Below are 24,097 nucleotides of genomic sequence, written 5' to 3' on the forward strand. Positions count from 1 at the left end.
CATGACGACGACAATTCTCGATCGGATTGTGCGGTGGAATCTCGATCTTGACGGCGATTGGTACGGCGACGAGCGCGAGCGCTTCCGGTGGTACGAGGGCATAGCCGCCGCCGCCTCGATGCAGTGGATCGCTGTTCCGTGGGCCGGGGCGATCCTGGTCTGGGTGCTGGGCCGCCCCTCGGTGATCCCGCTGGCCATCGTGCTCACCGCCATGCTCGTCCCGATGTGGGTCTGCACGCTGTACGTGCGCCGGCGCCGCGTCGACACCCTGCCCCGGTCCTGGACTGCCAAGCGTGTCTTCTGGGGCATCGTGGGCGGCATCCCGTACGCGGTGTTCCTGGTCGGCGCGCTCTACGCCTACGACCCTGAGGGCGCCACGTGGCGGGGCGCGGCCGTCGGCGGCGTCGTCGGCGGCGTGGCCGGGTTGGTGGTTCAGGTCGTCCAAGGTCGGCGCCGGCGTCAACTCGAAGCTGTCGCCGCGGACGAAGACTGATGGCCCCTCCAGCCGGGCCGGTGCGCGCTCCCGAGGCGGGCGGCACGGCCGGTGTACGCATCCGGGCCGCGCGCAAAGAAGCCGGCCTGACCCAGCAGGGGCTCTCGGCGGCCGTCCAGGTGAGCCGTCAGACCATCATCGCGATGGAGACGGGGGACTACGCGCCCTCGGTCTACCTGGCTCTGAAGGTGGCCAAGGCGCTCAACGCCAGCGTCGAAGACCTGTGGGACGCCGAGCCGGCCGGCGACCAGTAGGCCGCCCGCCCGCCCCGGCACTGCAGGCGGCCGCTCAGGAGCGCGTCTGAGCGCTCAGGAGCGGGCTCGGGCACCTCGGGAGTGGGCGTGGGCGCTCATGGGTGGGTGTGGGCGCTCAGGGCGCAGGGCGGGCGGTGTAGGCGCCGCAAGAGCACGTGTGGGCGTTTGGGAGCGGGCGTGGGCGAGTGCCGCGCGAAGCGCTGCGCCGGAGTGGGGGCGGGCGCCAAGAGCGGGTGCAGGCTTTCAGAGCCAACTGTGGGGGCACGCCGGAAGGTATAGGCGTTCGGAAGCTTGCGAGGCCACGGGCTTGCGGCGGCACGGGCTTGCGGCGGCACGGGCTTGCGGGGGCACGGACTTTGCGAGGGCACGGACTTTGCGAGGGCATAGAAAAGGGGCGCCCCACACCGTGGGCGCCCCTTTCAAGCTTTGGTCGGGGGAACGGGGGATATTCAGTTGGAGCTGGACATCATGTCGGCGCCACGCCAGGTGAATTCCGGGTCTGCGGTGAACTGGACTGCGATCTTCACCAGGTCCTCGGCGTACCGGTTGGCGTGGTGTCCGCAGAACACCAGCTCACTGCCACCAGCCAGGGTCAAACGGAGCTTTCCGGCTGCATTGCAGCGGTCGCACCGTTCATCGGCTGCGGTGCCGGCCACACTTCCCGCCGGCGGCGTGAGAGTCGGGGTCATCGCCTTCCTCCTCTGTTCGAACCGATGAACACGTTCCTCGGCTACTGCTCACCATCGTGCAACACCCTGCACCGTTGCGGCCTTCCCACTGTGCCCCGGGGGGACCGAGGTCACACGTGCTGGGCTCTAAGTGTGCCGTGATCCAAGGGTGCCACGTCAACGATCACTTCTGCACAACGGTCTGATCACCACCCGATGATGTACGGGTGGTGACCATTCGGACACTGATTGTTGACCTAATGCCCTAGTCCAGGTAGTCACGCAGGACTTGGGAGCGGGACGGGTGTCGCAATTTCGACATCGTCTTGGACTCGATCTGCCGGATGCGCTCGCGGGTCACCCCGTACACCTGACCGATTTCGTCCAGCGTGCGCGGTTGGCCGTCGGTGAGGCCGAACCGCAGCCGCACCACGCCCGCCTCGCGCTCGGACAGGGTCTGCAACACCTGCTGCAGCTGGTCCTGCAGCAACGAGAAGGACACCGCGTCGACCGCGACGACCGCCTCGGAGTCCTCGATGAAGTCGCCGAGCTGGCTGTCGCCCTCGTCGCCGATCGTCTGGTCGAGCGAGATCGGTTCCCGGGCGTACTGCTGGATCTCCAGCACCTTCTCGGGGGTGATGTCCATTTCCTTGGCCAGCTCCTCAGGAGTGGGCTCGCGCCCTAGGTCCTGGAGCAACTCACGCTGTATGCGGCCGAGCTTGTTGATGACCTCCACCATGTGCACCGGGATGCGGATGGTGCGGGCCTGGTCGGCCATGGCGCGGGTGATGGCCTGGCGGATCCACCAGGTGGCGTACGTGGAGAACTTGTAGCCCTTGGTGTAGTCGAATTTCTCGACCGCGCGGATGAGGCCCAGGTTGCCCTCTTGGATCAGGTCGAGGAACGCCATGCCGCGGCCCGTGTAGCGCTTCGCGAGCGACACGACCAGACGCAGGTTGGCCTCGAGCAGATGGTTCTTGGCCCGCTCGCCGTCCCGGCCGATCCAGCGCAGGTCGCGCTCCATGTTGCGCTCGAGCTTCTCTTCGCCCTCGTCGCAGGCGCGCAGACGCTCGGCGGCGTAGAGGCCGGCCTCGATCCGCTTGGCCAGTTCGACCTCCTGCTCGGCGTTGAGCAGCGGGACCTTGCCGATCTGCTTGAGGTAGGCGCGGACCGAGTCGGCCGAGGCCGTGAGCTCGGCGTCGCGACGCGCCTGCTTGAGCGCCTCGGACTCCTCGTCGTCCCACTCGAAGTCGCCGTCGGTGGCAGAGCTGGCGGCGTCGGTCGCGGCCGCGGCGACCATGGCGGCCGGCTCCTCGACGACGACGTCCTCGATCTCGGCGGCGAGTTCCTCGGGGTCGATCTCGCCCTCGGCCGGCGCGCCTTCCTCGCCGGGCTTGCCGGCCTTGGCCGGGCCGGCCGCCTTCTTGGCGGGGACGGCCTTGGCGGCGGCCTTCTTCGCGGGAGCCTTCTTGGCCGCGGTGGCGGGCGTTGCCTCGCCGGCCTCGACCGCGGCGGCCGCCTGCTTCGGCGCCGGCGTCGCCTTGCGGGCGGGGGCGGCCTTGGCGGTGGTGGCCTTGGAGGCCGGGGTGGCGGCGCGGGCGGCCGCGACCTTGCGGCGGGTGCTCACCGAGCCGTCGACGACTACGGTGACACCGGCGTCGACGAGCCCGCGCAGGATCTTCTTGGCCTGAGCCGGATTCACCTCGGCGGACTCGAGCGTGTGCGCGACCTCGGCCGACGTGAGCTGCCCGCCCGCACCCTGTGCATGGGCGATCAGGGCCTCGGTGAGAGAACGAACGTCGGCACCGTTCTGGTGGGCTTCTGTCACGAAAGACCTTCCGGAGGCGAGGATTTGCACGGCCATTGAGCCCAGCGCAGCGCACGGCGGGGAGGCTGGCCGGTGTTGGTGTGGGGACCCCCGGGACGCGGACGATCGGTGCTGTGGTGTCCGCGAAGCGGTGGGCAGGGGTGAATTGTAGCGCCGTCGGGCGAGATCCTCCCGCCGCAGCACGCCGCGGGGGCCGCCGACCTCGGTGATGAGGGCCGGCGAGAGAATGCTAACGGCGGAAAGGGCGTACACGTGAGTGAGTTTTCGGCGGCTTCGACCCCATCGACACCCGGCGCTTTGCTAGGGCTCGCGGTCCGGGTGGCCCGCGAGGCCGCGGCGACCGCGCGGCGGATGCGGGCCGAGGCGATCGGCGATGTCCAGACCAAGAGCACCGCCACCGACGTGGTGACGGCGGCCGACAAGGCGGTTGAACGCCAGGTGATCGAGGCCTTGCGAGCGGCCCGGCCCGATGACGACGTGCTGGGTGAGGAGTACGGGACCTCGGCGACGAGCGCCACGAGCGCCGTGCGCTGGATCCTCGACCCGATCGACGGCACGGTCAACTACCTGTACGGGCTGCCGCAGTATGCGGTCTCCCTGGCCGCCGAGCTCGACGGCGTGGTGGTGGCCGGCGTGGTGGTCAACGCGGCCAACGACGACGAGTGGACGGCCACCCTCGGCGGGGGCGCCTGGCGGGGCGGGAAGCGGCTGCACGGCTCGGCCCCCGGCAGTCTGAGCCAGACTCTGGTCGGCACCGGTTTCGGGTACGACGCGAGGCGGCGCGAGCATCAGGGCCGGGTGCTGGCCGGCCTGATCACCCAGGTGCGCGACATCCGGCGTTTCGGCTCGGCGGCGCTCGACCTGTGCGCGGTAGCCGAGGGCACGCTCGACGCGTACTACGAGAAGGGCCTCAACCCGTGGGACTGGGCCGCCGGCGGTCTGGTTGCCACCGAGGCCGGGATCGTGGTCTCCGGCCTCGGCGGGGTCGCCCCCGGCATCGACATGCTCGTAGCCGCCCCGCCGGCCGTTCACGGTCCCCTGCACGACGCCCTGGCCGCCCTGGACGCGGCCGGCGGCGCCTAGGGTCTGTTTCGTGGTTGAGGCGGGGCTGCGGCGCGGTCCAGATCCCGCCTGGCGGCGTCCCGCGAAAACCCGGTTCCAACACCGGGAGCCGGGCTTCCACGGGCCACCACCAGACGAAATCTGGACCGCGCCTCGCTCCCACCCCAATTACGAAACAGACCCTAGGAGTCCTTGTCGGCGGGCTTGACGCAGGCGCCGGGCGGCAGCGTGGGCTCGCCGACCTCGACCAGCGACTGGTTGACCTCGGTGGTGGTGGCGAGCTGGCGATACTGGTTGCCGATCACGATCTCGATGACCCCGCCCTTGCGCTTGGCGCTGTAGGTCATCTTCGACTGGGCCAGGAAGTACGCCCGCAGCAGCTGCGCCTTGCCGACCGTGTCCGGCCCGTAGCGGATCTCGGCGACGCCCTTGAGCTTGGACTTGCTCTCAGCCGGCTTCTGGGTGGTGAAGCGCCTGTTCTTGAACTCGTTCGTGACGCTGTCGGCCAGCCCGGGGTTATCCGTGCCGTTCAGCACCTTGACGGTGACCTCGGCGGGATCATCGGGCAGGGTCACATCGGCGAGGGGCGCTCCGGCCGGACAGCCCTCACCGGCGGCCGGGCCGCCCTGGGTGTCCCGGACCAGCGCGACGATGACGAACACCACCGCGGCCACGGCAAGCACGCCGACGACGACGAGCGCTCGTACGCGCGCAAAGCTCATGGGGTTGGCTCCAGTGATTCTTGGAAGGTGCAGCTGGGGGTCTGAGGCCCGCCCGGGGAAGGGGTGGGACCTGTCGAGAGGTTAGCGTCTGTGCGCCAGGCACGCGGAAACAGGGAATACTTCCGGCGCGCCGACGATGATCCAGAGGCTGCTACCCCTACTTTGATGTCGCCTCGGTCACATCGGGAACAATGGGCCGCCCGTGCGCGTACATCACTGCCGCGACAGCGGTAGTGTTCCCCGCTCACCGGGGGTGTTCGGCGTGTCAGGGGCAGTGTCGGAAGCAGTGTCGGAAATCGTCCGGCGGAACCGGGAACCGAAACAACGTCGCTGGCGTTACTAACGCCAAGTGACACATCGATACAGGAGAGTGAAGACCGATGGCCACCGACTACGACGCTCCGCGTCGCGATGAGGTCGACCTCGGCGAGGACAGCCTCGAGGAGCTCAAGGCCCGCCGCGCCGACTCGCAGTCGGGTTCAGTGGATGTCGACGAGGTCGAGGTGGCGGAGAGCTTCGAGCTTCCCGGCGCTGACCTGGCCGACGAAGAGCTCACCGTCAAGGTGCTGCCGATGCAGACCGACGAGTTCCGCTGTGCTCGCTGCTTCCTCGTTCATCACCGCAGCCAGCTGGCCGCGGAGCGGAACGGGGAGCTGATCTGCCGCGAGTGCGCCTGACCAGGCCACTCGCGCAGTGCACCACAACCCGGCCGCGGTTCGCGGTCGGGCGTCAGGCCGTCGCCGGGTTTGACCCGGGGTCGACACGGGGCATCACCATGGAGGCATGAGCCCCGGGACCGACGACGGGAGGACAACGATGAGCGGAACCGACCACACCGCCGAGACGAGCGATTCGCGGGCCCTGGAGCAGACGACTGCCAAGAACCAGGAGCTGGCCGCGGTCGACGCCGAGCTCGGGGCGACCGTCGCCGCTCTCACCGCCGACGACCTGGAACCGGCCGGTCGGCGGCAACTCCTCGGCCGGCTCGTGGGGGACATCCGCCGGCGGGGGCTCGGTCAGTTGTTCAAGCCCACGGCGGCGATGCGCTGGATGGGGGACGTCGTCGCCGACGTCGCACCGCATGTGCCCGTCCGCGACGTCGAGACACTGCGACGCCACTTCCCCGGCCTGGGCGACGACGATCTGGCCGACCGCCTGATCCGCAACGCGGCCCGTTCGACGGCCGGCGTCGGTGCGGCCGGGGGCGGCGTCGCCGCGGTCGAATGGGTCGCGCCGCCGACCCTGCTCACCGCACCGGTGCTGCTCGCGGCCGAGACAGTCGCCGTGGTGGCGATCGAGCTCAAGCTCGTCGGCGAGCTGCACGAGATCTACGGCCAGCCGATCCGGGGCGGGCTCGGCCAGCGGGCCGGCGCGCTCATCCAGGCCTGGTCGCAGCAGCGCGGGGTCAATCCGCTGGTGCCCGGCGTGGGGGTGGCATCGGTGCTCGGCACGGCCGCGCGCAAGGAGCTGCAGAGCACCCTGCTGAAGCGGTTCGGCCGCAACCTGACCACCCTGGGCCCGTTGCTGACGGGTGCGGCGGTGGCCGGCTATCTGAACCGGCGGGCCACCCGGAACCTGGGCGAACACATCATGAAAGACCTGCGGAAGAGCCGTCGGAAGGTCATCGACGGCTGAGCAGCGCCGTGGCCAGCTCGACCGGGTGGCGGGTGCTGACGATCCAGTACGGCGTGGGGTCGCCGGGGTCGTTGAGCAGCACCTGGACGGCCGGGCCGATCCACGGGCGCTGCACCACGAACGCGAGCGGGTGGGCGCCCACGCCCAGCGCCTCGCGCTTGCCCTCGGCGTCGAGCGCCACCACGTCCTGAACGAACTCGAGCGGCAGCCGGGCGTCGTCGACCTGGAACTCGTCGTCGGTCACGGCGACCCGGATGCGACTGGTCCAGATCATGCCGGCCACGGCCAGCGGCACCAGGACGGCGAAGGGCGCCCAGGCGGGCATGTCGGGGAAGCCGAGCAGCACCTCGACCGCGAGGATCGCCACGACCAGCAGCATGACCGGCCAGATCCACCAGGTCAGGTGCAGCCGCTCGGCGTAAACGGGGGCCGCGGTGGTGCGCGTGGAGGACTCCGGTGTCACCCTGGAAGGGTACGGCGCGCCTCCGCGACGGGGCACGGCAGGATGGCAGGGTGAGTGCCGCCCGCCGCCGCACCAGTGAGGAATCTGTGCCTTGACCGATGTAGTGATCCCGATCCGCCTCCTCGAGAAGGACCTGCCGCTGCCGGCGTACGCGCACCCGGGCGACGCCGGGGCCGACCTGGTTGCCGCCGAGGATGTCGAACTGGCGCCCGGGCAGCGTGCCAAGGTGCGGACGGGCATCGCGGTCGCTATCCCGCAGGGGTATGTCGGCCTGGTGCATCCCCGCTCCGGTCTGGCCGCCCGCCTGGGCGTCACGGTGCTCAACGCGCCGGGTACGGTCGACGCCGGTTACCGCGGCGAGATTCTGGTGATCCTGGTGAACCACGACCCGGCCGGCACGGTCAAGATCTCCCGCGGCGACCGCATCGCCCAGTTGGTCGTCCAGCGGGTCGAGCGGGCGTCGTTCCACGTGGTCGAGGAGCTCGACGACACCTCCCGCGGCGCCGGTGGCCACGGGTCGACGGGCGGGCACAGTGCGTTGCCCACCCGACAGGCATGAGATGGAAGGTCAGTAGAGATGTTCTCCCGTAAGCGCGGCGGCCCCAAGCACGTACGTGCGACCGACGCGGCGCCCTCCGAGGCGCTCAAGCAGAGCCTGGCCGCGGGCGACGAGCCCCCACCGCCCGACCACGGCCCGTGGGACGCGAGCTACGCCCCCGACGACGTGCAGCGGCTCGACCTGGGCAGCCTGCAGATCCCGGCCGTCGACGGCGTCGAGGTGCGGGTGCAGGCCAACCCGGACGGTGCGGTCGAGCAGATCGTGCTGGTCGACGGCGAGAGCGCGCTCCAGCTCGGGGTCTTCGCGGCGCCGCGCTCCGAAGGCATCTGGAACGAGGTGCGGGCCGAGATCGCCGGGGCGATGACCTCCGACGGTGTGGCGCCCCGCGAGATCGACGGGCCGTACGGCGTCGAGCTGGCCGCCCGGGTGAACACCCCGGAGGGACCGGCCGACGTGCGCTTCGTGGGCGTCGACGGGCCGCGCTGGATGGTCCGCGCGCTCTACCAGGGCGCGGCCGCGGCCGATCCGTCCCGTGAGGGCCGGCTGGGCGAGGTTCTAGCCGGTCTGGTGGTCGTCCGCGACAACGAGGCCCGCCCGGTGCGCGAGGCGCTGCCGCTGCAGCTGCCCAAGGAGATGACCGAGCAGGCCCAGCAGGAACAGGCTGAGCAGGAGCAGGGCCCGGCAACGAACGGCAGCCGGCCCGCCTAGCGGCTCGTGACAGTGGTCACCCAGGGCGTACCTTGTAAGGGCGGCACGGCGTTGGTCCGTGCCGTTCATCCCGTGTGGGGCGAGGAGAGGTCATGACCACCGACGAGCGCACCGGCCTGCGCCGGTTCTTCGACCGGTTGACCGCCACCGATTCCGAGCTCGACGCGCGGGATCTTCAGCGCGAGGTGGCCAAGTGCGGCGCGATGCCGGCCGGCCAGTGCTCCCGCGGTCAGGTCGTCTCGGTGAACGGGCGGTTGCGTACGGTGGCATACACCCCCCGTACCAACCTCCCGACGCTCGAGGCCGACCTCTGGGACGGCAGCGACGTCGTGACCCTGATCTTCCTGGGCCGCCGGTCGATCGCCGGCATCGAGCCCGGCCGACAGCTCACCGCGCGCGGCCGCATCGCGATCAGGGACGACCGTAAGGTCATCTACAACCCGTACTACGAGCTGGAGGCGCCCCGGTGACACCCGGCAGCGAGCCGCGTCACGCCGCGCACGAAACCGTGGAGGAACGGCTCGCCGAGGAGGTCGTCGAGGATCTCGACCTTCATCCGGTGCCGGAGCCCGCGAAGAAGGACGACGGGGAGGAGCCCTTCCCCTCGATGTCGGAGCAGATCTCGGAGCAGCTCGGCGGGGTCCGCGGGCTGATCGAGTCGAGCCTTCCGGTGCTCACCTTCGTGATGCTCAACGTGATCCTCGGCGACACCGTGGTCGGGCTCGAGAAGCGTACGGCGCTCTACTGGGCGATCGGCGGCGCGGTCTTCACGGCGCTGGCCATCGGCGCCTTCCGGCTGGCCCGCAAGCAGCCCGTACGCCATGCGGTGAACGGTCTCTTCGGCATCGCGATCGGCGCCTTCCTGGCTTGGCGCACGGGCAACGCCGAGGACTTCTACCTCCCCGGCATCCTGCTCACGTTCGCGCAGGCGGCGGCGCTGCTGATCAGCGTGATGGTCCGCAAGCCGATCATCGGCTACGTCTGGGGCATCATGGCCAACAAGGGCCAGCAGGACTGGTTCGGCAACGCCCGCCTGTTCAAGACGTTCCAGTGGCTCACCCTGGTCTGGGTGGTCTCGCTCAGCCTGCGCGCGGGCATCCAGTTCGTGCTGTGGCAGATGGGCGAGGCGAACGCGCTCGGCATCGTGCGCATCCTGATCAGCTGGCCGATCTACGCCGCCACGTTCGCCTTCACCGCGTGGGCCATCCACCGCGTGACCAGCGAGCAGAAGGCAGCTGAGACCACCGCCTAACCGAGTTCGCGACCCTCGCTGCCGAGCACGACGGCGCGGATCTGGTCCTCCACCTCGGCCGTGCAGACGAAGATCAGCTCGTCCCCGGCCTCGAGCGTGTCGTCGGCCGTGGGCACCATGACCCGCTTGCCGCGCAGGATCGCCACCAGCGCCGAGTCGCGGGGGAGCGGCACGTCGCGGACGGGCTGACCCTCGTACGGCGCGTTCCGGGGCAGGGTGATCTCGACCAGGTTGGCCTCGCCCTGGCGGAAGGTCATCAGGCGGACGAGGTCGCCGACGGTGACCGCCTCCTCGACCAGGGCGGCCATCAGGCGCGGCTTGCTGACCGAGACGTCGACGCCCCACTGCTCGGTGAACAGCCACTCGTTCTCGGCCCGGTTGACCCGGGCCACCACGCGCGGCACGGCGAACTCGGTCTTGGCCAGCAGCGAGACGACGAGGTTGGCCTTGTCGTCGCCGGTGGCCGCCACCACGACGTCGCAACCGGCCACGTCGGCCTCCTCGAGGCTGCTCAGCTCGCACGCGTCGGCCAGCACCCAGTCGGCCTCGGGCACCCGCTCGGGCCGCAGCTGGCGGGGCTGCCGCTCGATGAGCATGACCTGATGGCCGTTGCCGATCAGCTCCTGCGCGATCGAGCGGCCGACGTTGCCGGCTCCGGCGATGGCGATCCGCATGGTCACAGCCCCTCCCTGGTCGCGCCGGAGGCGACGTCGAGCACGGCGCCCACCGTCTCGTCGGTGACCAGCATGAACACCTGGTCGCCGTCCTGCAGCACGGTGGACGGGGTGCCCAGGGTGCCCATGCCGAACCGCATCAGATAGGCCACCCGCGCGCCGGAGAGCTCCTCGAGCGACTTGAGCGTGCGGCCGACCCAGTCGCGGTGCAGCGGCGCCTCGACGATCGAGACCACGCTGGTTGGGTCGCGGAACACCTCGACCATGCCCTCGGGGACCAGGTGGCGCACCATCCGGTCGGCCGCCCAGCGGATCGTGGCCACGGTGGGGATGCCCAGGCGCTCGTACACCTGGGCCCGTTTCTGGTCGTAGATGCGGGCCACGACCCGGGAGACGCCGAACGTCTCGCGGGCCAGCCGAGCGGAGATGATGTTGGAGTTGTCGCCGCTGGAGACGGCCGCGAACGCGTCGGCCCGCTCGACGCCGGCCGCCCGTAGCACGTCGCGGTCGAAGCCGACCCCGGTCACCGTGGCGCCGCCGAAGTGGGAGCCCAGACGGCGGAAGGCGTCCGGATTCTGGTCGATGACGGCGACCGAATGGCCCCGTTCCTCGAGGTTGTGAGCGAGCGTCGAACCGAGCCGCCCGCACCCCATGATCACCACGTGCACGTGTCGTGCCCTCCCCGGATCGTGCTCCTGGGTGAGAGATTGCCATGCGCCCGCCAGAGCCGGTGGCCGGGGCGGGGTACAGGGCTCGAGGTGCGGCCGTACGCTTTGCACTCGTGGCCAGTCCGACCTCCCTCGCGAAGCGGCTGCTGCTCGGCCGGCCGTTCCGTTCCGACCGGCTGCAGCACACTTTGCTGCCCAAGCGCATCGCCCTGCCCGTCTTCGCCAGCGACGCCCTCTCGAGCGTGGCCTACGCGCCCGACGAGATCCTGCTGACGCTGTCGATCGCCGGGGCCGGGGCCTTCTACATCTCACCCTGGATCACCCTGGCCGTCGCGGTCGTGATGGTCACCGTGGTCGCCAGCTACCGCCAGAACGTTCATGCCTATCCCTCGGGCGGCGGCGACTACGAGGTCGCCACGGTCAACCTGGGCCCGCGGGCCGGGCTTGGTGTGGGTAGCGCGTTGCTGGTCGACTACATCCTGACCGTGGCCGTGTCGACCACAGCCGGCGTGACCAACCTGGGCTCGGTCGTGCCGTTCGTCGCCGAGCACAAGGTGGCCTTCGCGGTCGGCGCGATCACCCTGCTCACCGCGCTCAACCTGCGGGGGCTGCGCGAGTCGGGGACGGCGTTCGCGGTGCCGACGTACGCCTTCATCGTCGTGATCCTCGGCATGATCCTCACCGGTCTGTTCCGGATCTACGTGCTCGGCGACGACCTCCGGGCGCCCAGCGCGGGCCTGGTCATCGCGGCCGAGGAGGACCACCTCACCAGCTTCGGTTTCGCCTATCTACTGCTCCGCACGTTCTCGTCCGGCTGTGCGGCGCTCACCGGCGTCGAGGCGATCTCGAACGGCGTGCCCGCGTTCAAGCCGCCCAAGAGCCGGAACGCCGCGACCACGCTGATGCTGCTGGGCGGCCTCTCGATCGTCATGCTGTTCGGCATCGTGCTGCTGGCGCGGGCCACCCACCTGCAGTACGTCGAGGATCCGACCCTGCAGATCGTGTCCGGCCCGGCGAACTACGTGCAGCATCCGGTCACCGCCCAGCTCGGCGAGACGATCTTCGGGTCGGGGTCGGTCCTGCTCTACGTGGTCGGCGCGGTCACCGCCCTGATCCTCTTCCTGGCCGCCAACACCGCCTTCAACGGCTTCCCGGTGCTCGGCTCGATCCTCGCCCAGGACCGCTACCTGCCCCGCCAGCTGCACACCCGCGGCGACCGGCTGGCCTTCAGCAACGGCATCATCTTCCTGGCCATCGCGGCGATGATCCTGGTGGTGGCGTTCCAGGCCGAGACGACCCGGCTGATCCAGCTCTACATCGTGGGCGTCTTCGTGTCGTTCACGCTGTCGCAGGGCGGCATGATCCGGCACTGGAACCGGTTGCTGCGCACCCAGCGCGACCCGGAGAAGCGGCGCCGGATGGTGCGGTCGCGGGCCATCAACACGTTCGGCATGGGCCTCACCGGCACCGTGCTGATCATCGTGCTGGTCACGAAGTTCCTGCTCGGGGCGTGGATCGCGATCGCCGCCATGGTGGCCATCTACGGGCTCATGGTGGCCATCCGCAAGCACTACACGAGGGTGGCGCGCGAGCTGGAACCGACCGAGGAGCGGCCCGTGCTGCCCTCCCGCAACCACGCGGTCGTGCTGGTCAGCAAGGTGCACATGCCCACCCTGCGTGCGGTGGCGTACGCGCAGGCGACCCGGCCCGACACGCTCACCGCGGTCACCGTGAACGTGGACGACAAGGACACCCGGACGATCCAGGAGGAGTGGGAGCGCCGCCAGATCCCGGTGGCGCTCGCCGTGGTCGACTCGCCGTACCGGGAGATCACCGGCCCGATCATCGACTTCGTCAAGGGCGTGCGCCGCGGCTCCCCCCGCGACGTGGTCACGGTCTTCGTGCCGGAATACGTGGTCGGCCGCTGGTGGGAGAACCTGCTGCACAACCAGAGCGCCCTGCGCATCAAGGCCCGGTTGCTGTTCGAGCCGGGCGTGATGGTCACCAGCGTGCCCTGGCAGCTGCGCTCCAGCCAGGACAGGGACCTCGACCGTTTCGACCAGAGCCTGACCCGGGTGCCGGCCCGCGGGCCCCGCGTGCGGGCCGCCGAGCCCCCGGCCGACCAGGAGACGGAGTCGCGCTCGTGAATTCACTGGAAGAGGGTGAACGCGTCGAGCTCACCGTCGGCGCTCCCGCCCACGGCGGGCATTGCGTCGCGCGGGTGGGCGGCGAGCACGGCCAGGTGGTGTTCGTGCGGCACGCGCTGCCCGGCGAGCGGGTCACCGCCGAGATCACCGAGCTGCACAAGGGCTTCCTGCGGGCCGACGCGGTCGAGATCCACGAGGCCTCGGCCGATCGGGTCGAGCCGCCCTGCCCGTACGCCCGCCCGGGCGCCTGTGGCGGCTGCGACCTGCAACATGCCTCGGGCGAGGCGCAGCGGCGGTGGAAGGCGTCCGTCGTCGAGGAGCAACTGCGGCGGCTGGCCAAACTGCGCCGGGAGGTGCACGTCGAGGAGCTGCCGGGCGGGCTGCTGGGCTGGCGCAGCCGCGTGCGCTACGCGGTCGACGCGGCCGGCCGGGCCGGGCTGCTCAAGCATCGCTCGCACGAGGTGGTGGCCATCGACCGCTGCCGCATCGCGCATCCCGCGATCCAGAAGCTCGACCTGCTGCGGCGGGAATGGCCCGAGGCGGACGCGCTGGAGGCGGTGGCGACCACCGGTGGCGACGTGACCGTGCTCGCCCGCCCGACCGGCGCCGGGGGCCTGCTGCCGCCGGACGACCCGGCTGAGGGCACGACGCTGGGCGGCGGCGGGCGGCAGCTCGTCGAGGGCCCGGCCGAGGTGACCGAACGGGCCGTCGGGCGCGCCTGGCGGGTGCCGCCGGAGGGCTTCTGGCAGGTGCATCCGGCGGCGGCCGAGACGCTGGTGGCGGCGGTGGTCGAGATGCTGCGGCCGGCCGGGGGCGAGAGCATGTGGGACCTCTACGGTGGGGCCGGGCTGTTCGCGGCGGCTGTCGCCGGGCACACCCACGGCCGTACGACGGTGGTCGAGTCCTCCTCGGCCGGCGTGGCCTCGGCCCGGACGAATCTGGCCGACCTGCCGCACGCCGAGGTGGTGCAGGCGCGGGTCGACTCCGCGCTGCTGCGTCGCCGGGTGACCGGCCCGGTCGACCTCGTCGTGCTCGACCCGCCCCGGGCCGGCGCCGGGGCCAAGGTCGTGCGCGCGGTCGTGGCGGCAGCGCCCCGCGCGGTGGCCTACGTGGCCTGCGACCCGGCCTCGCTGGCGCGCGACATCAACACGTTCCAGGAGCTGGGCTGGCGCCTGACCGCGTTGCGGGCCTTCGACCTCTTCCCGATGACCCAGCATGTGGAGTGCGTCGCGCTGCTCGAGCGCTGAGCGCCTCTGCCAGATCGCGCGCGAGAAGGCGCAGGCCGGCCACCTGGGCGTGGCCGACGCGCGCTATGACCCGGACACCGGGAAGGTCACGCTGCTGTAGCGACCGCGCGCTCGGCGGCGGTGATCGCGTTGCGGAACAGCATCGCCACCGTCGTCGGGCCCACCCCGCCCACGCGCGGGGTGATGGCTCCGGCGACCTCGGCGCACTCCTCGGCCACATCGGGCAGCAGGCGCTTGCCCTCGTAGCGGACGCCGGCGCCGATCACCGTCGCGCCCGGGCGGACGTGCTCGGGCTGGATGATGCCGGGCACTCCCGCGGCAGCGATGAGGATCTCGGCCCGCTTGGCGTAGCGGGCCCAGTCCGGCACGCCGGTGTGCACCACGGTGACGGCGGCGTTGGCTGTCGGGCGCTTCTGGGCGAGCAGCATGGCCAGCGGCCGGCCCAGCGTGGCGCCCCGGCCGAGGATGACGACCTCGTGGCCGGCGACCGGGATCTCGTAGTGGGCCAGCAGCGCCTCGATGCCGGCCGGGGTGCAGGGCAGCGGACCGGGCAGGCCGACGGCCAGGCGTCCCATGTTGAGCGGGTGCATGCCGTCGACGTCCTTGTCGGGGTCGAGGGTCTGCAGCGCCGCGTCGTAGTCGAGGTGGGCCGGGATCGGGTATTGGATCAGCACCCCGTGCACACCCGGATCGGCGTTCAGCTCGGCGATCACGTCGAGCAACTGCTGCTGGGTGGTGTCGCCGGAGAGGTGCCGGTGCGGGGACTCGAAGCCCAGCTCGGCTGCCTGCCGCTGCTTGATGCGGATGTAGCCGGCGCTGGCGTCGTCGTCGCCCACGAGCACGGTGGCCAGGCTGGGCGTGACGCCCTGGGCCTTCAGCTTGGCAGCGCGCTCGGAGACATCGGCCAGGACCGCCTCGGCGACCGGAGCGCCGGGAAGTAGGCGTGCGGACATGCGACCCCCTTGTCGCACGGGGGCCCAGGCGGTCGACTCCCCGTGACAGGCTCCCCGATGGTCGATCCATCCCCGGTGCCGCCAGTCGCGTGCCCCAAGTCTGCCCGACGCCGCCCCAGTCTTTGATACCGGGTTGTTACTGTGCGGTAGATCACCGCAAGATCGCAGGTCGCGTCCATGTGTCGGTTGTGTGTAGGAGCTGGGGACGGCCCTTCGGACGGGATGCGTTGTCGCCCCACGCCGATAGACTTCGACCCCATGAGCGACGTCTCCGCCTCTGACGGCATCCTGGCCAGCATCACCTCTCCGGGTGACCTCAAGCGCCTCACCCCCGAGCAGCTGACCCTCCTGGCGGCGGAGATTCGCGATTTCCTGGTGGCCAAGGTGTCCCGCACCGGCGGCCACCTCGGCCCCAACCTCGGCGTGGTCGAGACCACCCTGGCCATTCACCGGGTCTTCGACTCGCCGCGCGACCGCGTGCTCTTCGACACCGGTCACCAGGCGTACGTCCACAAGATCGTCACCGGCCGGCAGGGCGGCTTCGACCTGCTGCGCCAGCGCGGCGGCCTGACCGGCTACCCGAGCCGGGCCGAGAGCGAGCACGACTTCATCGAGAACTCGCACGCCTCGACCGCCCTGTCCTACGCCGACGGCATGTCCAAGGCGTTCGCCCTGCGCGGCGAGGACAGGCACGTCGTGGCCGTGGTCGGCGACGGCGCGCTCACCGGCGGCATGTGCTGGGAGGCGCTCAACAACATCGCCGCGGCCAAGAACCGCCTGGTCATCGTCGTCAACGACAACGGCCGCTCGTACGCGCCGACGATCGGCGGCCTGGCCGACCACCTCTCCACGCTGCGCCTGAACCCGGGCTACGAGAAGGTTCTCGACCTGGTGAAGGACGCGCTGGGCTCGACCCCGGTCGTGGGCAAGCCGGTCTACGAGGTGCTGCACGCGGTCAAGCGCGGCATCAAGGACGCGGTCAGCCCGCAGCCCATGTTCGAGGACCTCGGCATCAAGTACATCGGCCCGGTCGACGGCCACGACCAGCAGGCCATGGAATCGGCGCTGCGCCGGGCCAAAGGCTTCGACGCGCCGGTCATCGTGCACTCGGTCACCCGCAAGGGCTACGGCTACCGGCCCGCCGAGCAGGACGAGGCCGACTGCCTGCACAGCCCGGGCAGCTTCGACGCCGAGACCGGCAAGCTGCTCGCCTCGGCCAAGCTGAAGTGGACCAACGTCTTCGCCGACGAGCTGGTCAAGATCGCCGACGAGCGGCCCGACGTGGTGGGCATCACCGCCGCCATGGCCGAGCCGACCGGCATCGCCGCGCTGGCCAAGAAGTACCCCGGACGGGCGTACGACGTCGGCATCGCCGAGCAGCACGCGGTGACCAGCGCGGCCGGCCTGGCCATGGGCGGCCTGCACCCGGTGGTCGCGGTCTACGCCACGTTCCTCAACCGGGCCTTCGACCAGGTGCTGCTCGACGTGGCGATGCACGAGCTGCCGGTCACCTTCGTGCTCGACCGGGCCGGCATCACCGGCCCCGACGGCCCCAGCCACTACGGCATCTGGGACATGAGCGTGTTCGGCGTCGTGCCCGGCCTGCGCATCGCGGCGCCTCGCGACGAGGCCACGCTGCGCGAGGAACTGCGCGAGGCGGTCGCCGTCGAGGACGGCCCGACGATTGTCCGCTTCCCGACCGGCGCCGTACCGGCCGCTCTGCCCGCGGTGCACCGCGTCGGCCAGGTCGACGTGCTGCGCGAAGACGAGACCAAGGACGTGCTTCTGGTCGCGGTCGGCTCGTTCGCCGGGCTGGGCCTCGAGGTGGCCGACCGCCTGGCTGGGCAGGGCTTCGGGGTCACCGTGGTCGACCCGCGCTGGGTCCGCCCGGTGCCGATCGAGCTGACCGGCCTGGCCGCCCAGCACCGTCTGGTCGTCACGCTGGAGGACGGCGTGCGGGCCGGCGGTGTGGGCGATGCGGTGGCCGGCGCCCTGCGCGACGCGGGCGTCGAGGTGCCGCTGCGCGACTTCGGCGTGCCCGCCGGGTGGCACCCGCACGGCACCCGGGGCGAGCTCCTGGCCGAACTCGGCCTCACCGCGCAGGACATCTCCCGCGACGTCACCGAGTGGGTGTCGAAGCTGGCCGACCAGCCGGAGCTTCAGCGTAAAGCATGATTTCCCGGCTCCGATAATTCGGTGATAGCCCCGCGAACCGGACCAGCGTGGGGCATCACCGTTATCTGCTCGTTACCTTTGGAACATGACGGTGCAGAGCAACACGGTGATCATCGATCTGGGTCTGGAACGCGGAGAACCCGATTCGTACGATTCGCCGCAACGCTCGGTGTTCCCGATCTGGTTCCCGGCCGCCGTCCTGGCCGCGCTCGTGCTGTTCACCGCGGGCGCCTCGACGGCGCCCGCCAAGGCGCCGCTCACCGAGGTGTTCAGCCTGCAGGTCGGGCCGGCCGACGCGTACGCGCTGACCGACGACGGCCGCCTGCTGGCCCAGACCTTCGGCATGCTCAGCGCCTACAACCTGAGCGACGGCGGGACGCAGTGGGAGGCCGGACAGACCGCCCCCGCCTTCCGGCTGCGGCTCGGCTCCGGGCTGATCCTGATGCGGCCGTGGACCATCGGCTCGCGCGACCCCGGCACCACCGCGATCTCGCTCGCCGACGGCAGCGAGCGGTGGAGCCGGTCGGGAACCGTGGTCACCCTGGCCGGTTCGCCGACCCTGCTCGCCGCCTCGCCCACCCGCAGCATGGGCGGGGCCGCCCGGCGGGTGCAGGGGCCGGTCGAGGCGATCGACCCGCTGACCGGGAGCACCCGCTGGACCGTCGACGTGCCGTCCAGCGCCGTGCTGATCGGGCTGCCCGGCCCGGGCGACTCCGGCACCCGCATGCTGCTGGTGCACGACGACCGCACGATGGCCGTGCACGACCTGGTCAGCGGCGAGCGGCTGGCCACCGCCGCGGTGCCGCCGGCCGACTACGACCCGAGCAACCCGGTGGTGGTCGACGGGACGATCCTGCTGCGGCACCCCGGCCGGCCGAACATGGAGTTCTCGGCGTACGACGGGGTGACCCTGCGCAACCTGTGGTCGCAACCGGCCGACGGCTACTACGAGATCGAGGCGTGCGGGGTGCTGGCCTGCCTCACCGGGCCGGACGGGATGCGCGCGATCGACCCGGCGACGGGAGACGTGCGCTGGACCAACCCGCAGTGGCGGGGCGTCCAGCAGTTCGGCAACCAGTTCGTCGCCTACGGGTCGGCCGAGAACACCCAGCCGCTCGGCCTGATCGATCCGGACACCGGGCAGCTCGAGGTCGACCTCACCGGCTGGCGCCCGATCTACGGTGCGGCCGGTTCCAGTGGTGTTCAGCACGAGGACCACCTGCTGGTCACCCGTTCGGAAGAGGTCGGAGGCCGTACCATGGTCGCCGTCGCCCAGCCGGGCGAGACGCAGCCACGGCTGCTGGGGCCGCTGCCGGCCGGCACGGGTGACTGCCAGGCCGCACCCGGGCGGCTGGTGTGCCGCTCGATGTACGGCCAGCTCGTCGTCTGGGCGTACGACCGGAAGGGGTAGGCGTTGGCGGTGATCGAGCTGGACCTGACCGCCCAGCCCGACCCGACGCTCACCGCGCCGCCGCCCGCGCACCGTTACCGCGTCCCCGGCCTGGTGCTCGTGGCCGTGCTCGTGCTCGCCATCGGCGGGGCGGCTCCGGTGTATCCCGTGCTCTGGCGTTACCTCGGCGCTGTGCCCGCGCCCGGCGGCCCCGAGACGCCGTTCCAGCTCACCGGCGGCCGGGTCTACACCGTCGCGGTGCACGGCTCCGAGCGGGTGACCACCGCCTGGAGCATCGCCGAGCCCCCACGGGAGCTGTGGCGCAACCAACTGCGGGTGACCCTCGCCGACCCCGACGACATGGGCTGGGGCGGGCTCGAGGCCCAGCAGGCGGGCGACGTGGTGCTTTTCTCCTACCGGAACGTCACGTCCGTCGTCGACGCGGGCAGCGGCCGGACGCGGTGGACGTCACCGGCGACGATCACGCCGCTGCCGGGTGGCCGGGTCGGCGTGGTGCAGCAGCACGAGTTCCGTCCGGGCACGGTCTACGACCAGGCGTCCGGCGAGCCGGGCCAGCTGTTCTTCTCGGCCACCGGCGTACCGCACACCGAGCCCCCGCTGCGCACCGACGTGCGCGGCGTCGACCTCGGCACCGGCCGGACGATCTGGACCGTGAGCGCCCGCGGGGCGGTGAGCGTGACGGTCGCACCGGGCGACGAGCCGGCGCTGCTGATGCTCTCGTCCGACCGGCTCCAGCGCATCGACGGCACGACCGGCGCCGTCGTGCGGGCCGCGCCGCTGCCGCCGGTCAACGGGGCCGGGCCGTCCGGCGGCGCCCTGGTCGACGGGCTCATGGCGGTCGCGTACGGCCGGGACGGCATCGTCACCGAGGAGGTCGCCTACTCGGCCGACACCGTCGAGCGGCGCTGGTCGCGACCCGTGCCCGCAACCATGGTCGACCCGGCCAGCTGCAGCGGCCTGTTCTGCGCGGGCGAGCGGCGGAAGCTCGACGTGCTCGACCCCCGCACGGGGGACGCGCTCTGGCGGGCTCCCGACGACGTCGACCTGAGCAAGCAGGACGGCTACGTGATCGAGTGGAACAGCGAGTCGGGGCTGCCGGTGCGGCTCGCCGACCCGGCCACCGGCGCCACCCGGGTCGACCTGGCCGGCTGGCAGAACGAGGTGCTCGGCCGGCCCGGCCGGCCCATGGTGTTGCGGCGCGGCCTCGACGCCGGCGCGAGCACCTTCGGCGTGGTGCTCCCGCGCAGCGACGTGATCCAGCCGCTCGGCGAGACCGGCGGCCCGGTCAGCGACTGCGCCTCCGACGAGCAGCACGTGGTGTGCCGCACGGATGGCGGTCTGCGAATCTGGGCCTACCGGGCCTGACCCGCCCAGCGCCACAATGGGCGGGGGTGCGCCGTGGCGAACGGAGTCATCGAACTCGGCGAGGTGCCCCGCGAGGCACCGCCCGACGCCGCCCAGGCCGACCGGCTGGTTCCGCGCCGGGCCCTGCTGGCGTTGCTGTCCATCGCCCTGCTGGCCCTGGTCACGGCGGGTGCGCCGGTGCCGTTCCGGCTGTCGCCGACGATCGTGCCGGCCCGGCTCGGCGACACGACGTTCCTCAGCGGCGACCGGATGCTGCTGGTCGGCGGCTCGGCGACGCTCGTGTCGCAGGTGAGCCGGCGCGTCGTCCGGAACTTCACCCTGCCCGCGGCGCGGCTGCTCAGCAGCACCACGGTCACCGTCTCGGGCGGCATCAACCAGGTGCTGCTCGTGGGCGGCACGATGGTCGTCTCGTACCAGGTCGACGCGAGCGGCATCTGGGCCGCGGTGGCGGTCACCGAGGGCACGGACCACGTCCGGTGGCGGCGGACGGCCCGGCTGATCGCCGTCTCCGCGCCCGACAATCTGGTGCTGCTCGGCACCGACGACTCTGTGCTCGGGGTCGATCTGCGGACCGGCGCCACCCGCTGGAAACTGTCCCGTCCGGCGGACGGCTACATCGCCGAGACCGGCTGGGAGGGGAACTTCCCGAGCTGGCTGGTGCTGCTGAGCGATTCCGGCCGGTTGGAGAGCCGCGACCCGCACACCGGCGCGCTGATCGCCACCCGGACGCTGCCGCCGCGCCCCGGACGGGCCAACGGGCTGGTCTGGCCGGTCGACGACCTGGTCATGGCCGACGAGGGAGCGGCCGGCTTCGGGGCGTACCGGCTGCCCGGACTGACGCCGCTCTGGCACACCCGGGCCGATCTGTCGACGAGCTGGATGCAGGCCGGCTGCGGCCGCTTGATCTGCACCTTCCAGCATCAGCGGGGGATGACGGCGATCGACCCGGCGACGGGGCTCGAGTTGTGGCGGTCCTCCCAATATGCGTACGCGGACGGGGTCGGCGACTATCTGCTGGCCACCCGGGCCGAGCGGGGACCGGACGAGCCCGGCCTGTGGGTGCTCGACCCGGCGACCGGCCAGGTCCGGGGCAACTTCGGCCGCTGGGAGTACCTCGCCGGCACCGGGGACGGGCGGTTCTACGGGAAGCTCGACGTGCGCGGCTCGTACCTGCTGCACTACGCGATCCTCGACCCGGCCACGCTCTCGGTCCGCCTGCTCGGCACGGCCGACGACGTGTCCAACAGCTGCCAGGCAGCCTCCGGTCTGCTCATCTGCCGCCTGGTCAACGCGAACGTCGCCCTGTGGAGGCTTCGGTAGCCTTCACATGCGGCCTCTTCACGTCCGGTTCACCTCGGGTCGGCGAGGCTGTGACCGGTTCACGTCGGCGAGGCTGTGACCGGCGAGCTTGACGGAGGAACTGCGGTGCGGGTGCTGGTGGTCGAGGACGAGCGGAACCTCTGTGACGCGATCGCGCGCGGGCTGCGCCGCAAGGGGATGGCGGTCGACGTCGCGTACGACGGGCTGCAGGGACACGAGATGGCCTACGTGACCCGGTACGACGTGGTAGTGCTCGACCGCGACCTGCCCGGCATGCACGGCGACGAGATCTGCGCGGCCCTGGTCGAGTCGGGCGCGCTCACCCGGGTGCTCATGCTGACCGCCAGCGGCACGGTCGCCGACCGGGTCGAGGGACTGCAGCTCGGCGCCGACGACTACCTGGCCAAGCCGTTCGCGTTCGAAGAGCTGGTGGCCCGGGTGCAGGCGCTGGGCCGGCGCGCCACCCCGGCCGCCCCGCCCGTGCTCACCGTGGGCAACCTGGTGCTCGACCAGACCCGCCGGGTGGTGACCCGCGGCGGCACCCCGATCGAGCTCACCAACAAGGAGTTCGGCGTGCTCGAAGAGCTGCTCAAGGCGCGGGGCGGCGTGGTGTCGAGCGAAGAGCTGCTGGAACGGGTGTGGGACGCCAACACCGACCCCTTCACCACGACCGTACGGGTGACCGTGATGACGCTCCGCAAGAAGGTGGGCGATCCGCCGCTGATCGAGACCGTCGTCGGCGCGGGCTACCGGGTGCCCGAACCGGTCGTCCTCTCATGACGGTCTACCCCGCCCGCGCCAAACGAAGCCCGGGCTTCACCCTGCGGCCCACCCTGAAGCTCCGGCTCACCCTGCTCAACGGCATCCTGCTGGTCGGCGCGGGCGCGATCCTGGTCGTCCTGGCCTGGCTGCTGGTCGGCGACGTGATGCACCCCGGCGTCGACCTGCGGGCCGGCTCGACGGTCACGCTCACCAACGGCGCCGTGGTCGACGCCCAGGGCTGGCAGGAAAGGCTGGTCGAGCAGGCGTCGCGCGAGATGCTGGTCAAGGGACTGGTCGCCTTGGTGGCGATCGGGATCATCGGCATCGCCGGGGCCTACGCGGTCGCCGGCCGGGCGCTGCGGCCGCTGCACACGGTCACCCAGACCGCGCGCAGGCTGGGCGAGGAGACGCTCGACCAGCGCATCAAATACTCCGGTGCCGACGACGAGGTGGCCGAACTGGCCCGTACGTTCGACGCCATGCTCGACCGGCTGGCCGGCGCGTTCGAATCCCAGAAGCGCTTCGTGGCCAACGCCTCCCACGAGCTGCGCACGCCACTGGCCGTGATGCGCACCGAGATCGACGTGACGCTCAGCGACGACGAGGCCGACGTGGCCGAATACCGCCGGATGGCCAAGGTGGTCCGCAACGCGTCGGAACGAGCCAACGGCCTGGTGGACGCGCTGCTGGTGCTGGCCCGCTCGGAGGCCCAGTCGGGGCGCCGGCTGGTGCGCAAGGTGCCGGCCGACCTGTCGATGAGCGCGACTACGGCCCTGTCAGCCGTGCAGGCCGAAGCCGAGCGGTTGAAGCTCGAGGTGACCACCGACCTGCAGGCGGCGCCGGTCGTGGGGGATCCGTCGTTGCTGGACCGGCTGGCGGGGAACCTGATTGAGAACGCCATCCGCTACAACCACCTGCTGGGGCGGTTGTGGTTGCGCACCTCAACGGTCAACGGGCAGGCCCGGCTGGTGGTGGGTAACACCGGCTATGAGGTGGAGCCGGGGGATGTGCCTGGGTTGTTCGAGCCGTTCCGTCGTGGGGGGTGGGAGCGTACGGGGTCTCGGGGGTCTGGGTTGGGGCTTTCTATTGTGCGGGCGGTTTGTGACGCGCATGGGGGGACTGTGTCGGCTGTGGCTCAGGAGGGGGGTGGGCTGGAGGTGACTGTTTCGCTGCCTACTGCTGATGCCACGCCGGTTGTGGCTGCTTCTGCTTCGGTGCCTCGGGCTAAGGGGTTGGGGATCGCTTAGTTGCGGTCTTCGCGGCATCGGGGTTCGGGTGTTGCTGTGCGCCGTGGTTTTAGTGGGTGCGGCCAGTAAACGCTGAGTGGGTGGCTGGGGTCGGTTGCCAGGCGCGGTGTGTCGTGGTTGGGGTGGGTGCAGCCATTTGCGGCAGTGGGTGGGCGCATTTGCGGCTTTTGTGTCGGCCGAGAAACAATCGCTTGAATTGCTGTTGTGGAAGGACTTGCGGTTGGGCAGGCTTTGAGATTGGGTGCGGAAATAGCGAGTCTGCGCCGCTTCCGATGCTTCTGAGAGCCTCGCTCGGCGGATGATTGGGAAACACCATTGCCGATTGGTGCCTTATTGCGCGAATGCAGGTGCGCCAGCAGCCCGCAGCAGTAGCAGGAAGCCGTAGCATGCGGCAGCGGTCAGCAGTGGCAGTGGCAGTGGCAGTGGCAGTGGCAGTGGCAGTGGCAGTGGCAGTGGCAGTGGCAGTGGCAGTGGCAGTGGCAGT

At 71.1% G+C, this 24,097-nt stretch carries 25 protein-coding genes and 1 riboswitch; of the genes, 18 read left to right on the top strand and 7 right to left on the bottom strand.

Features of this window, described 5'->3' with window-relative positions; all coding sequences use genetic code 11:
• Position 1: 1 nt before the first annotated feature.
• Entirely contained in the window at positions 2–493 is a 492-nt protein-coding gene (locus tag LXN57_RS39710) for a hypothetical protein (protein ID WP_251803399.1), read from the top strand.
• A complete protein-coding gene (locus LXN57_RS39715; protein ID WP_251803401.1) occupies positions 493–747 on the top strand; it encodes a helix-turn-helix transcriptional regulator in 255 nt (84 codons plus the stop codon). Before LXN57_RS39710 ends, LXN57_RS39715 begins: the two co-directional genes overlap by 1 nt.
• 449 nt (positions 748–1,196) lie before the next feature.
• Here the strand turns inward: LXN57_RS39715 and LXN57_RS39720 are convergent, their stop codons facing one another.
• Complete coding sequence (locus LXN57_RS39720) at positions 1,197–1,436, bottom strand: DUF7455 domain-containing protein (protein ID WP_221378753.1); 240 nt, start codon at positions 1,434–1,436, stop codon at positions 1,197–1,199.
• Positions 1,437–1,680: 244 nt separating this feature from the next.
• Positions 1,681–3,279, bottom strand: coding sequence for an RNA polymerase sigma factor (locus tag LXN57_RS39725; protein WP_251803402.1), 1,599 nt, complete (start codon positions 3,277–3,279; stop codon positions 1,681–1,683).
• A gap of 216 nt (positions 3,280–3,495) precedes the next feature.
• Between LXN57_RS39725 and LXN57_RS39730 the strand changes: the two genes are divergently transcribed.
• Positions 3,496–4,326, top strand: a complete 831-nt coding sequence (locus LXN57_RS39730) for an inositol monophosphatase family protein (protein WP_251803404.1) — start codon at positions 3,496–3,498, stop codon at positions 4,324–4,326.
• Positions 4,327–4,487: 161 nt separating this feature from the next.
• Here the strand turns inward: LXN57_RS39730 and LXN57_RS39735 are convergent, their stop codons facing one another.
• On the bottom strand, positions 4,488–5,027 hold the full coding sequence (locus tag LXN57_RS39735; RefSeq protein ID WP_251803406.1) for a LytR C-terminal domain-containing protein: 540 nt from the start codon (positions 5,025–5,027) through the stop codon (positions 4,488–4,490).
• Between the two features lie 380 nt (positions 5,028–5,407).
• Between LXN57_RS39735 and LXN57_RS39740 the strand changes: the two genes are divergently transcribed.
• Positions 5,408–5,704, top strand: coding sequence for a DUF4193 domain-containing protein (locus LXN57_RS39740; RefSeq protein WP_221378756.1), 297 nt, complete (start codon positions 5,408–5,410; stop codon positions 5,702–5,704).
• A 106-nt stretch (positions 5,705–5,810) separates the two neighbouring features.
• Positions 5,811–6,662 (top strand): hypothetical protein, encoded by an 852-nt coding sequence (locus LXN57_RS39745; RefSeq protein WP_251803408.1) that lies wholly within the window; start codon positions 5,811–5,813, stop codon positions 6,660–6,662.
• On the opposite strand, the gene LXN57_RS39750 is transcribed toward LXN57_RS39745, so the two are convergent.
• Positions 6,649–7,125, bottom strand: a complete 477-nt coding sequence (locus LXN57_RS39750; protein ID WP_251803409.1) for a DUF3093 domain-containing protein — start codon at positions 7,123–7,125, stop codon at positions 6,649–6,651. The two genes, LXN57_RS39745 and LXN57_RS39750, sit on opposite strands and share 14 nt — an antisense overlap.
• A gap of 91 nt (positions 7,126–7,216) precedes the next feature.
• Between LXN57_RS39750 and dut the strand changes: the two genes are divergently transcribed.
• The 4 genes from dut (at position 7,217) to LXN57_RS39770 (ending at position 9,644) form a co-directional block, all read left to right on the top strand.
• Positions 7,217–7,684: a dUTP diphosphatase gene (gene dut / locus LXN57_RS39755; RefSeq protein ID WP_251803411.1), complete on the top strand. Its 468-nt coding sequence runs from the start codon at positions 7,217–7,219 to the stop codon at positions 7,682–7,684.
• Positions 7,685–7,702: 18 nt separating this feature from the next.
• A complete protein-coding gene (locus tag LXN57_RS39760) occupies positions 7,703–8,392 on the top strand; it encodes a DUF3710 domain-containing protein (RefSeq protein ID WP_251803412.1) in 690 nt (229 codons plus the stop codon).
• A 92-nt stretch (positions 8,393–8,484) separates the two neighbouring features.
• Positions 8,485–8,862, top strand: a complete 378-nt coding sequence (locus LXN57_RS39765; protein WP_221378760.1) for an OB-fold nucleic acid binding domain-containing protein — start codon at positions 8,485–8,487, stop codon at positions 8,860–8,862.
• A complete protein-coding gene (locus tag LXN57_RS39770) occupies positions 8,859–9,644 on the top strand; it encodes a DUF3159 domain-containing protein (RefSeq protein ID WP_251803414.1) in 786 nt (261 codons plus the stop codon). Before LXN57_RS39765 ends, LXN57_RS39770 begins: the two co-directional genes overlap by 4 nt.
• On the opposite strand, the gene LXN57_RS39775 is transcribed toward LXN57_RS39770, so the two are convergent.
• Positions 9,641–10,324 carry a potassium channel family protein gene (locus LXN57_RS39775; protein WP_251803415.1) on the bottom strand — a complete coding sequence of 228 codons (684 nt, stop codon included), beginning with the start codon at positions 10,322–10,324 and terminating at the stop codon, positions 9,641–9,643. The genes LXN57_RS39770 and LXN57_RS39775 overlap by 4 nt on opposite strands.
• Complete coding sequence (locus tag LXN57_RS39780; RefSeq protein WP_251803417.1) at positions 10,321–10,986, bottom strand: potassium channel family protein; 666 nt, start codon at positions 10,984–10,986, stop codon at positions 10,321–10,323. The genes LXN57_RS39775 and LXN57_RS39780 overlap by 4 nt, the downstream gene beginning before the upstream one ends.
• 113 nt (positions 10,987–11,099) lie before the next feature.
• On the opposite strand from LXN57_RS39780, the gene LXN57_RS39785 reads away from it, so the two are divergent.
• Genes LXN57_RS39785 through LXN57_RS48075 form a run of 3 tightly spaced genes read left to right on the top strand, consistent with a single transcriptional unit; the run spans position 11,100 to position 14,480 of the window.
• Positions 11,100–13,133, top strand: a complete 2,034-nt coding sequence (locus LXN57_RS39785) for an APC family permease (protein ID WP_251803419.1) — start codon at positions 11,100–11,102, stop codon at positions 13,131–13,133.
• Entirely contained in the window at positions 13,130–14,380 is a 1,251-nt protein-coding gene (locus LXN57_RS39790; RefSeq protein ID WP_251803421.1) for a class I SAM-dependent RNA methyltransferase, read from the top strand. Before LXN57_RS39785 ends, LXN57_RS39790 begins: the two co-directional genes overlap by 4 nt.
• A complete protein-coding gene (locus LXN57_RS48075; RefSeq protein ID WP_285904722.1) occupies positions 14,349–14,480 on the top strand; it encodes a hypothetical protein in 132 nt (43 codons plus the stop codon). Before LXN57_RS39790 ends, LXN57_RS48075 begins: the two co-directional genes overlap by 32 nt.
• Here the strand turns inward: LXN57_RS48075 and LXN57_RS39795 are convergent.
• Positions 14,467–15,333, bottom strand: a complete 867-nt coding sequence (locus tag LXN57_RS39795) for a bifunctional 5,10-methylenetetrahydrofolate dehydrogenase/5,10-methenyltetrahydrofolate cyclohydrolase (RefSeq protein ID WP_251803423.1) — start codon at positions 15,331–15,333, stop codon at positions 14,467–14,469. The two genes, LXN57_RS48075 and LXN57_RS39795, sit on opposite strands and share 14 nt — an antisense overlap.
• A 15-nt stretch (positions 15,334–15,348) precedes the next feature.
• Positions 15,349–15,432, bottom strand: a riboswitch (ZMP/ZTP riboswitch).
• A gap of 159 nt (positions 15,433–15,591) precedes the next feature.
• Between LXN57_RS39795 and dxs the strand changes: the two genes are divergently transcribed.
• The 6 genes from dxs (at position 15,592) to LXN57_RS39825 (ending at position 23,613) form a co-directional block, all read left to right on the top strand.
• Complete coding sequence (gene dxs, locus LXN57_RS39800) at positions 15,592–17,508, top strand: 1-deoxy-D-xylulose-5-phosphate synthase (protein WP_251803425.1); 1,917 nt, start codon at positions 15,592–15,594, stop codon at positions 17,506–17,508.
• A gap of 85 nt (positions 17,509–17,593) precedes the next feature.
• Positions 17,594–18,919 carry an outer membrane protein assembly factor BamB family protein gene (locus LXN57_RS39805; protein WP_251803426.1) on the top strand — a complete coding sequence of 442 codons (1,326 nt, stop codon included), beginning with the start codon at positions 17,594–17,596 and terminating at the stop codon, positions 18,917–18,919.
• A 9-nt stretch (positions 18,920–18,928) separates the two neighbouring features.
• Positions 18,929–20,284 carry an outer membrane protein assembly factor BamB family protein gene (locus tag LXN57_RS39810; protein ID WP_251803428.1) on the top strand — a complete coding sequence of 452 codons (1,356 nt, stop codon included), beginning with the start codon at positions 18,929–18,931 and terminating at the stop codon, positions 20,282–20,284.
• A gap of 33 nt (positions 20,285–20,317) precedes the next feature.
• Positions 20,318–21,604 carry an outer membrane protein assembly factor BamB family protein gene (locus tag LXN57_RS39815; RefSeq protein ID WP_251803429.1) on the top strand — a complete coding sequence of 429 codons (1,287 nt, stop codon included), beginning with the start codon at positions 20,318–20,320 and terminating at the stop codon, positions 21,602–21,604.
• Positions 21,605–21,709: 105 nt separating this feature from the next.
• A complete protein-coding gene (locus tag LXN57_RS39820; RefSeq protein WP_133874990.1) occupies positions 21,710–22,384 on the top strand; it encodes a response regulator transcription factor in 675 nt (224 codons plus the stop codon).
• Positions 22,381–23,613 carry a sensor histidine kinase gene (locus LXN57_RS39825; protein ID WP_251803431.1) on the top strand — a complete coding sequence of 411 codons (1,233 nt, stop codon included), beginning with the start codon at positions 22,381–22,383 and terminating at the stop codon, positions 23,611–23,613. The genes LXN57_RS39820 and LXN57_RS39825 overlap by 4 nt, the downstream gene beginning before the upstream one ends.
• The last annotated feature ends 484 nt before the right edge of the window (positions 23,614–24,097 follow it).

Origin of the sequence: Paractinoplanes hotanensis (assembly GCF_023717965.1) — a bacterium.
GTDB classification, from domain to species: Bacteria; Actinomycetota; Actinomycetes; order Mycobacteriales; family Micromonosporaceae; genus Actinoplanes; species Actinoplanes polyasparticus.

What these genes read in the sequence shown, in the direction of transcription:
- LXN57_RS39710 (WP_251803399.1), top strand. Translation starts at nt 2, where the DNA reads ATGACGACGACAATTCTCGATCGGATTGTGCGGTGGAATCTCGATCTT.
- LXN57_RS39715 (WP_251803401.1), top strand. Translation starts at nt 493, where the DNA reads ATGGCCCCTCCAGCCGGGCCGGTGCGCGCTCCCGAGGCGGGCGGCACG.
- LXN57_RS39720 (WP_221378753.1), bottom strand. Translation starts at nt 1,436, where the DNA reads ATGACCCCGACTCTCACGCCGCCGGCGGGAAGTGTGGCCGGCACCGCA.
- LXN57_RS39725 (WP_251803402.1), bottom strand. Translation starts at nt 3,279, where the DNA reads ATGGCCGTGCAAATCCTCGCCTCCGGAAGGTCTTTCGTGACAGAAGCC.
- LXN57_RS39735 (WP_251803406.1), bottom strand. Translation starts at nt 5,027, where the DNA reads ATGAGCTTTGCGCGCGTACGAGCGCTCGTCGTCGTCGGCGTGCTTGCC.
- LXN57_RS39740 (WP_221378756.1), top strand. Translation starts at nt 5,408, where the DNA reads ATGGCCACCGACTACGACGCTCCGCGTCGCGATGAGGTCGACCTCGGC.
- LXN57_RS39745 (WP_251803408.1), top strand. Translation starts at nt 5,811, where the DNA reads ATGAGCCCCGGGACCGACGACGGGAGGACAACGATGAGCGGAACCGAC.
- LXN57_RS39760 (WP_251803412.1), top strand. Translation starts at nt 7,703, where the DNA reads ATGTTCTCCCGTAAGCGCGGCGGCCCCAAGCACGTACGTGCGACCGAC.
- LXN57_RS39765 (WP_221378760.1), top strand. Translation starts at nt 8,485, where the DNA reads ATGACCACCGACGAGCGCACCGGCCTGCGCCGGTTCTTCGACCGGTTG.
- LXN57_RS48075 (WP_285904722.1), top strand. Translation starts at nt 14,349, where the DNA reads ATGTGGAGTGCGTCGCGCTGCTCGAGCGCTGAGCGCCTCTGCCAGATC.
- LXN57_RS39795 (WP_251803423.1), bottom strand. Translation starts at nt 15,333, where the DNA reads ATGTCCGCACGCCTACTTCCCGGCGCTCCGGTCGCCGAGGCGGTCCTG.
- dxs (WP_251803425.1), top strand. Translation starts at nt 15,592, where the DNA reads ATGAGCGACGTCTCCGCCTCTGACGGCATCCTGGCCAGCATCACCTCT.
- LXN57_RS39805 (WP_251803426.1), top strand. Translation starts at nt 17,594, where the DNA reads ATGACGGTGCAGAGCAACACGGTGATCATCGATCTGGGTCTGGAACGC.
- LXN57_RS39825 (WP_251803431.1), top strand. Translation starts at nt 22,381, where the DNA reads ATGACGGTCTACCCCGCCCGCGCCAAACGAAGCCCGGGCTTCACCCTG.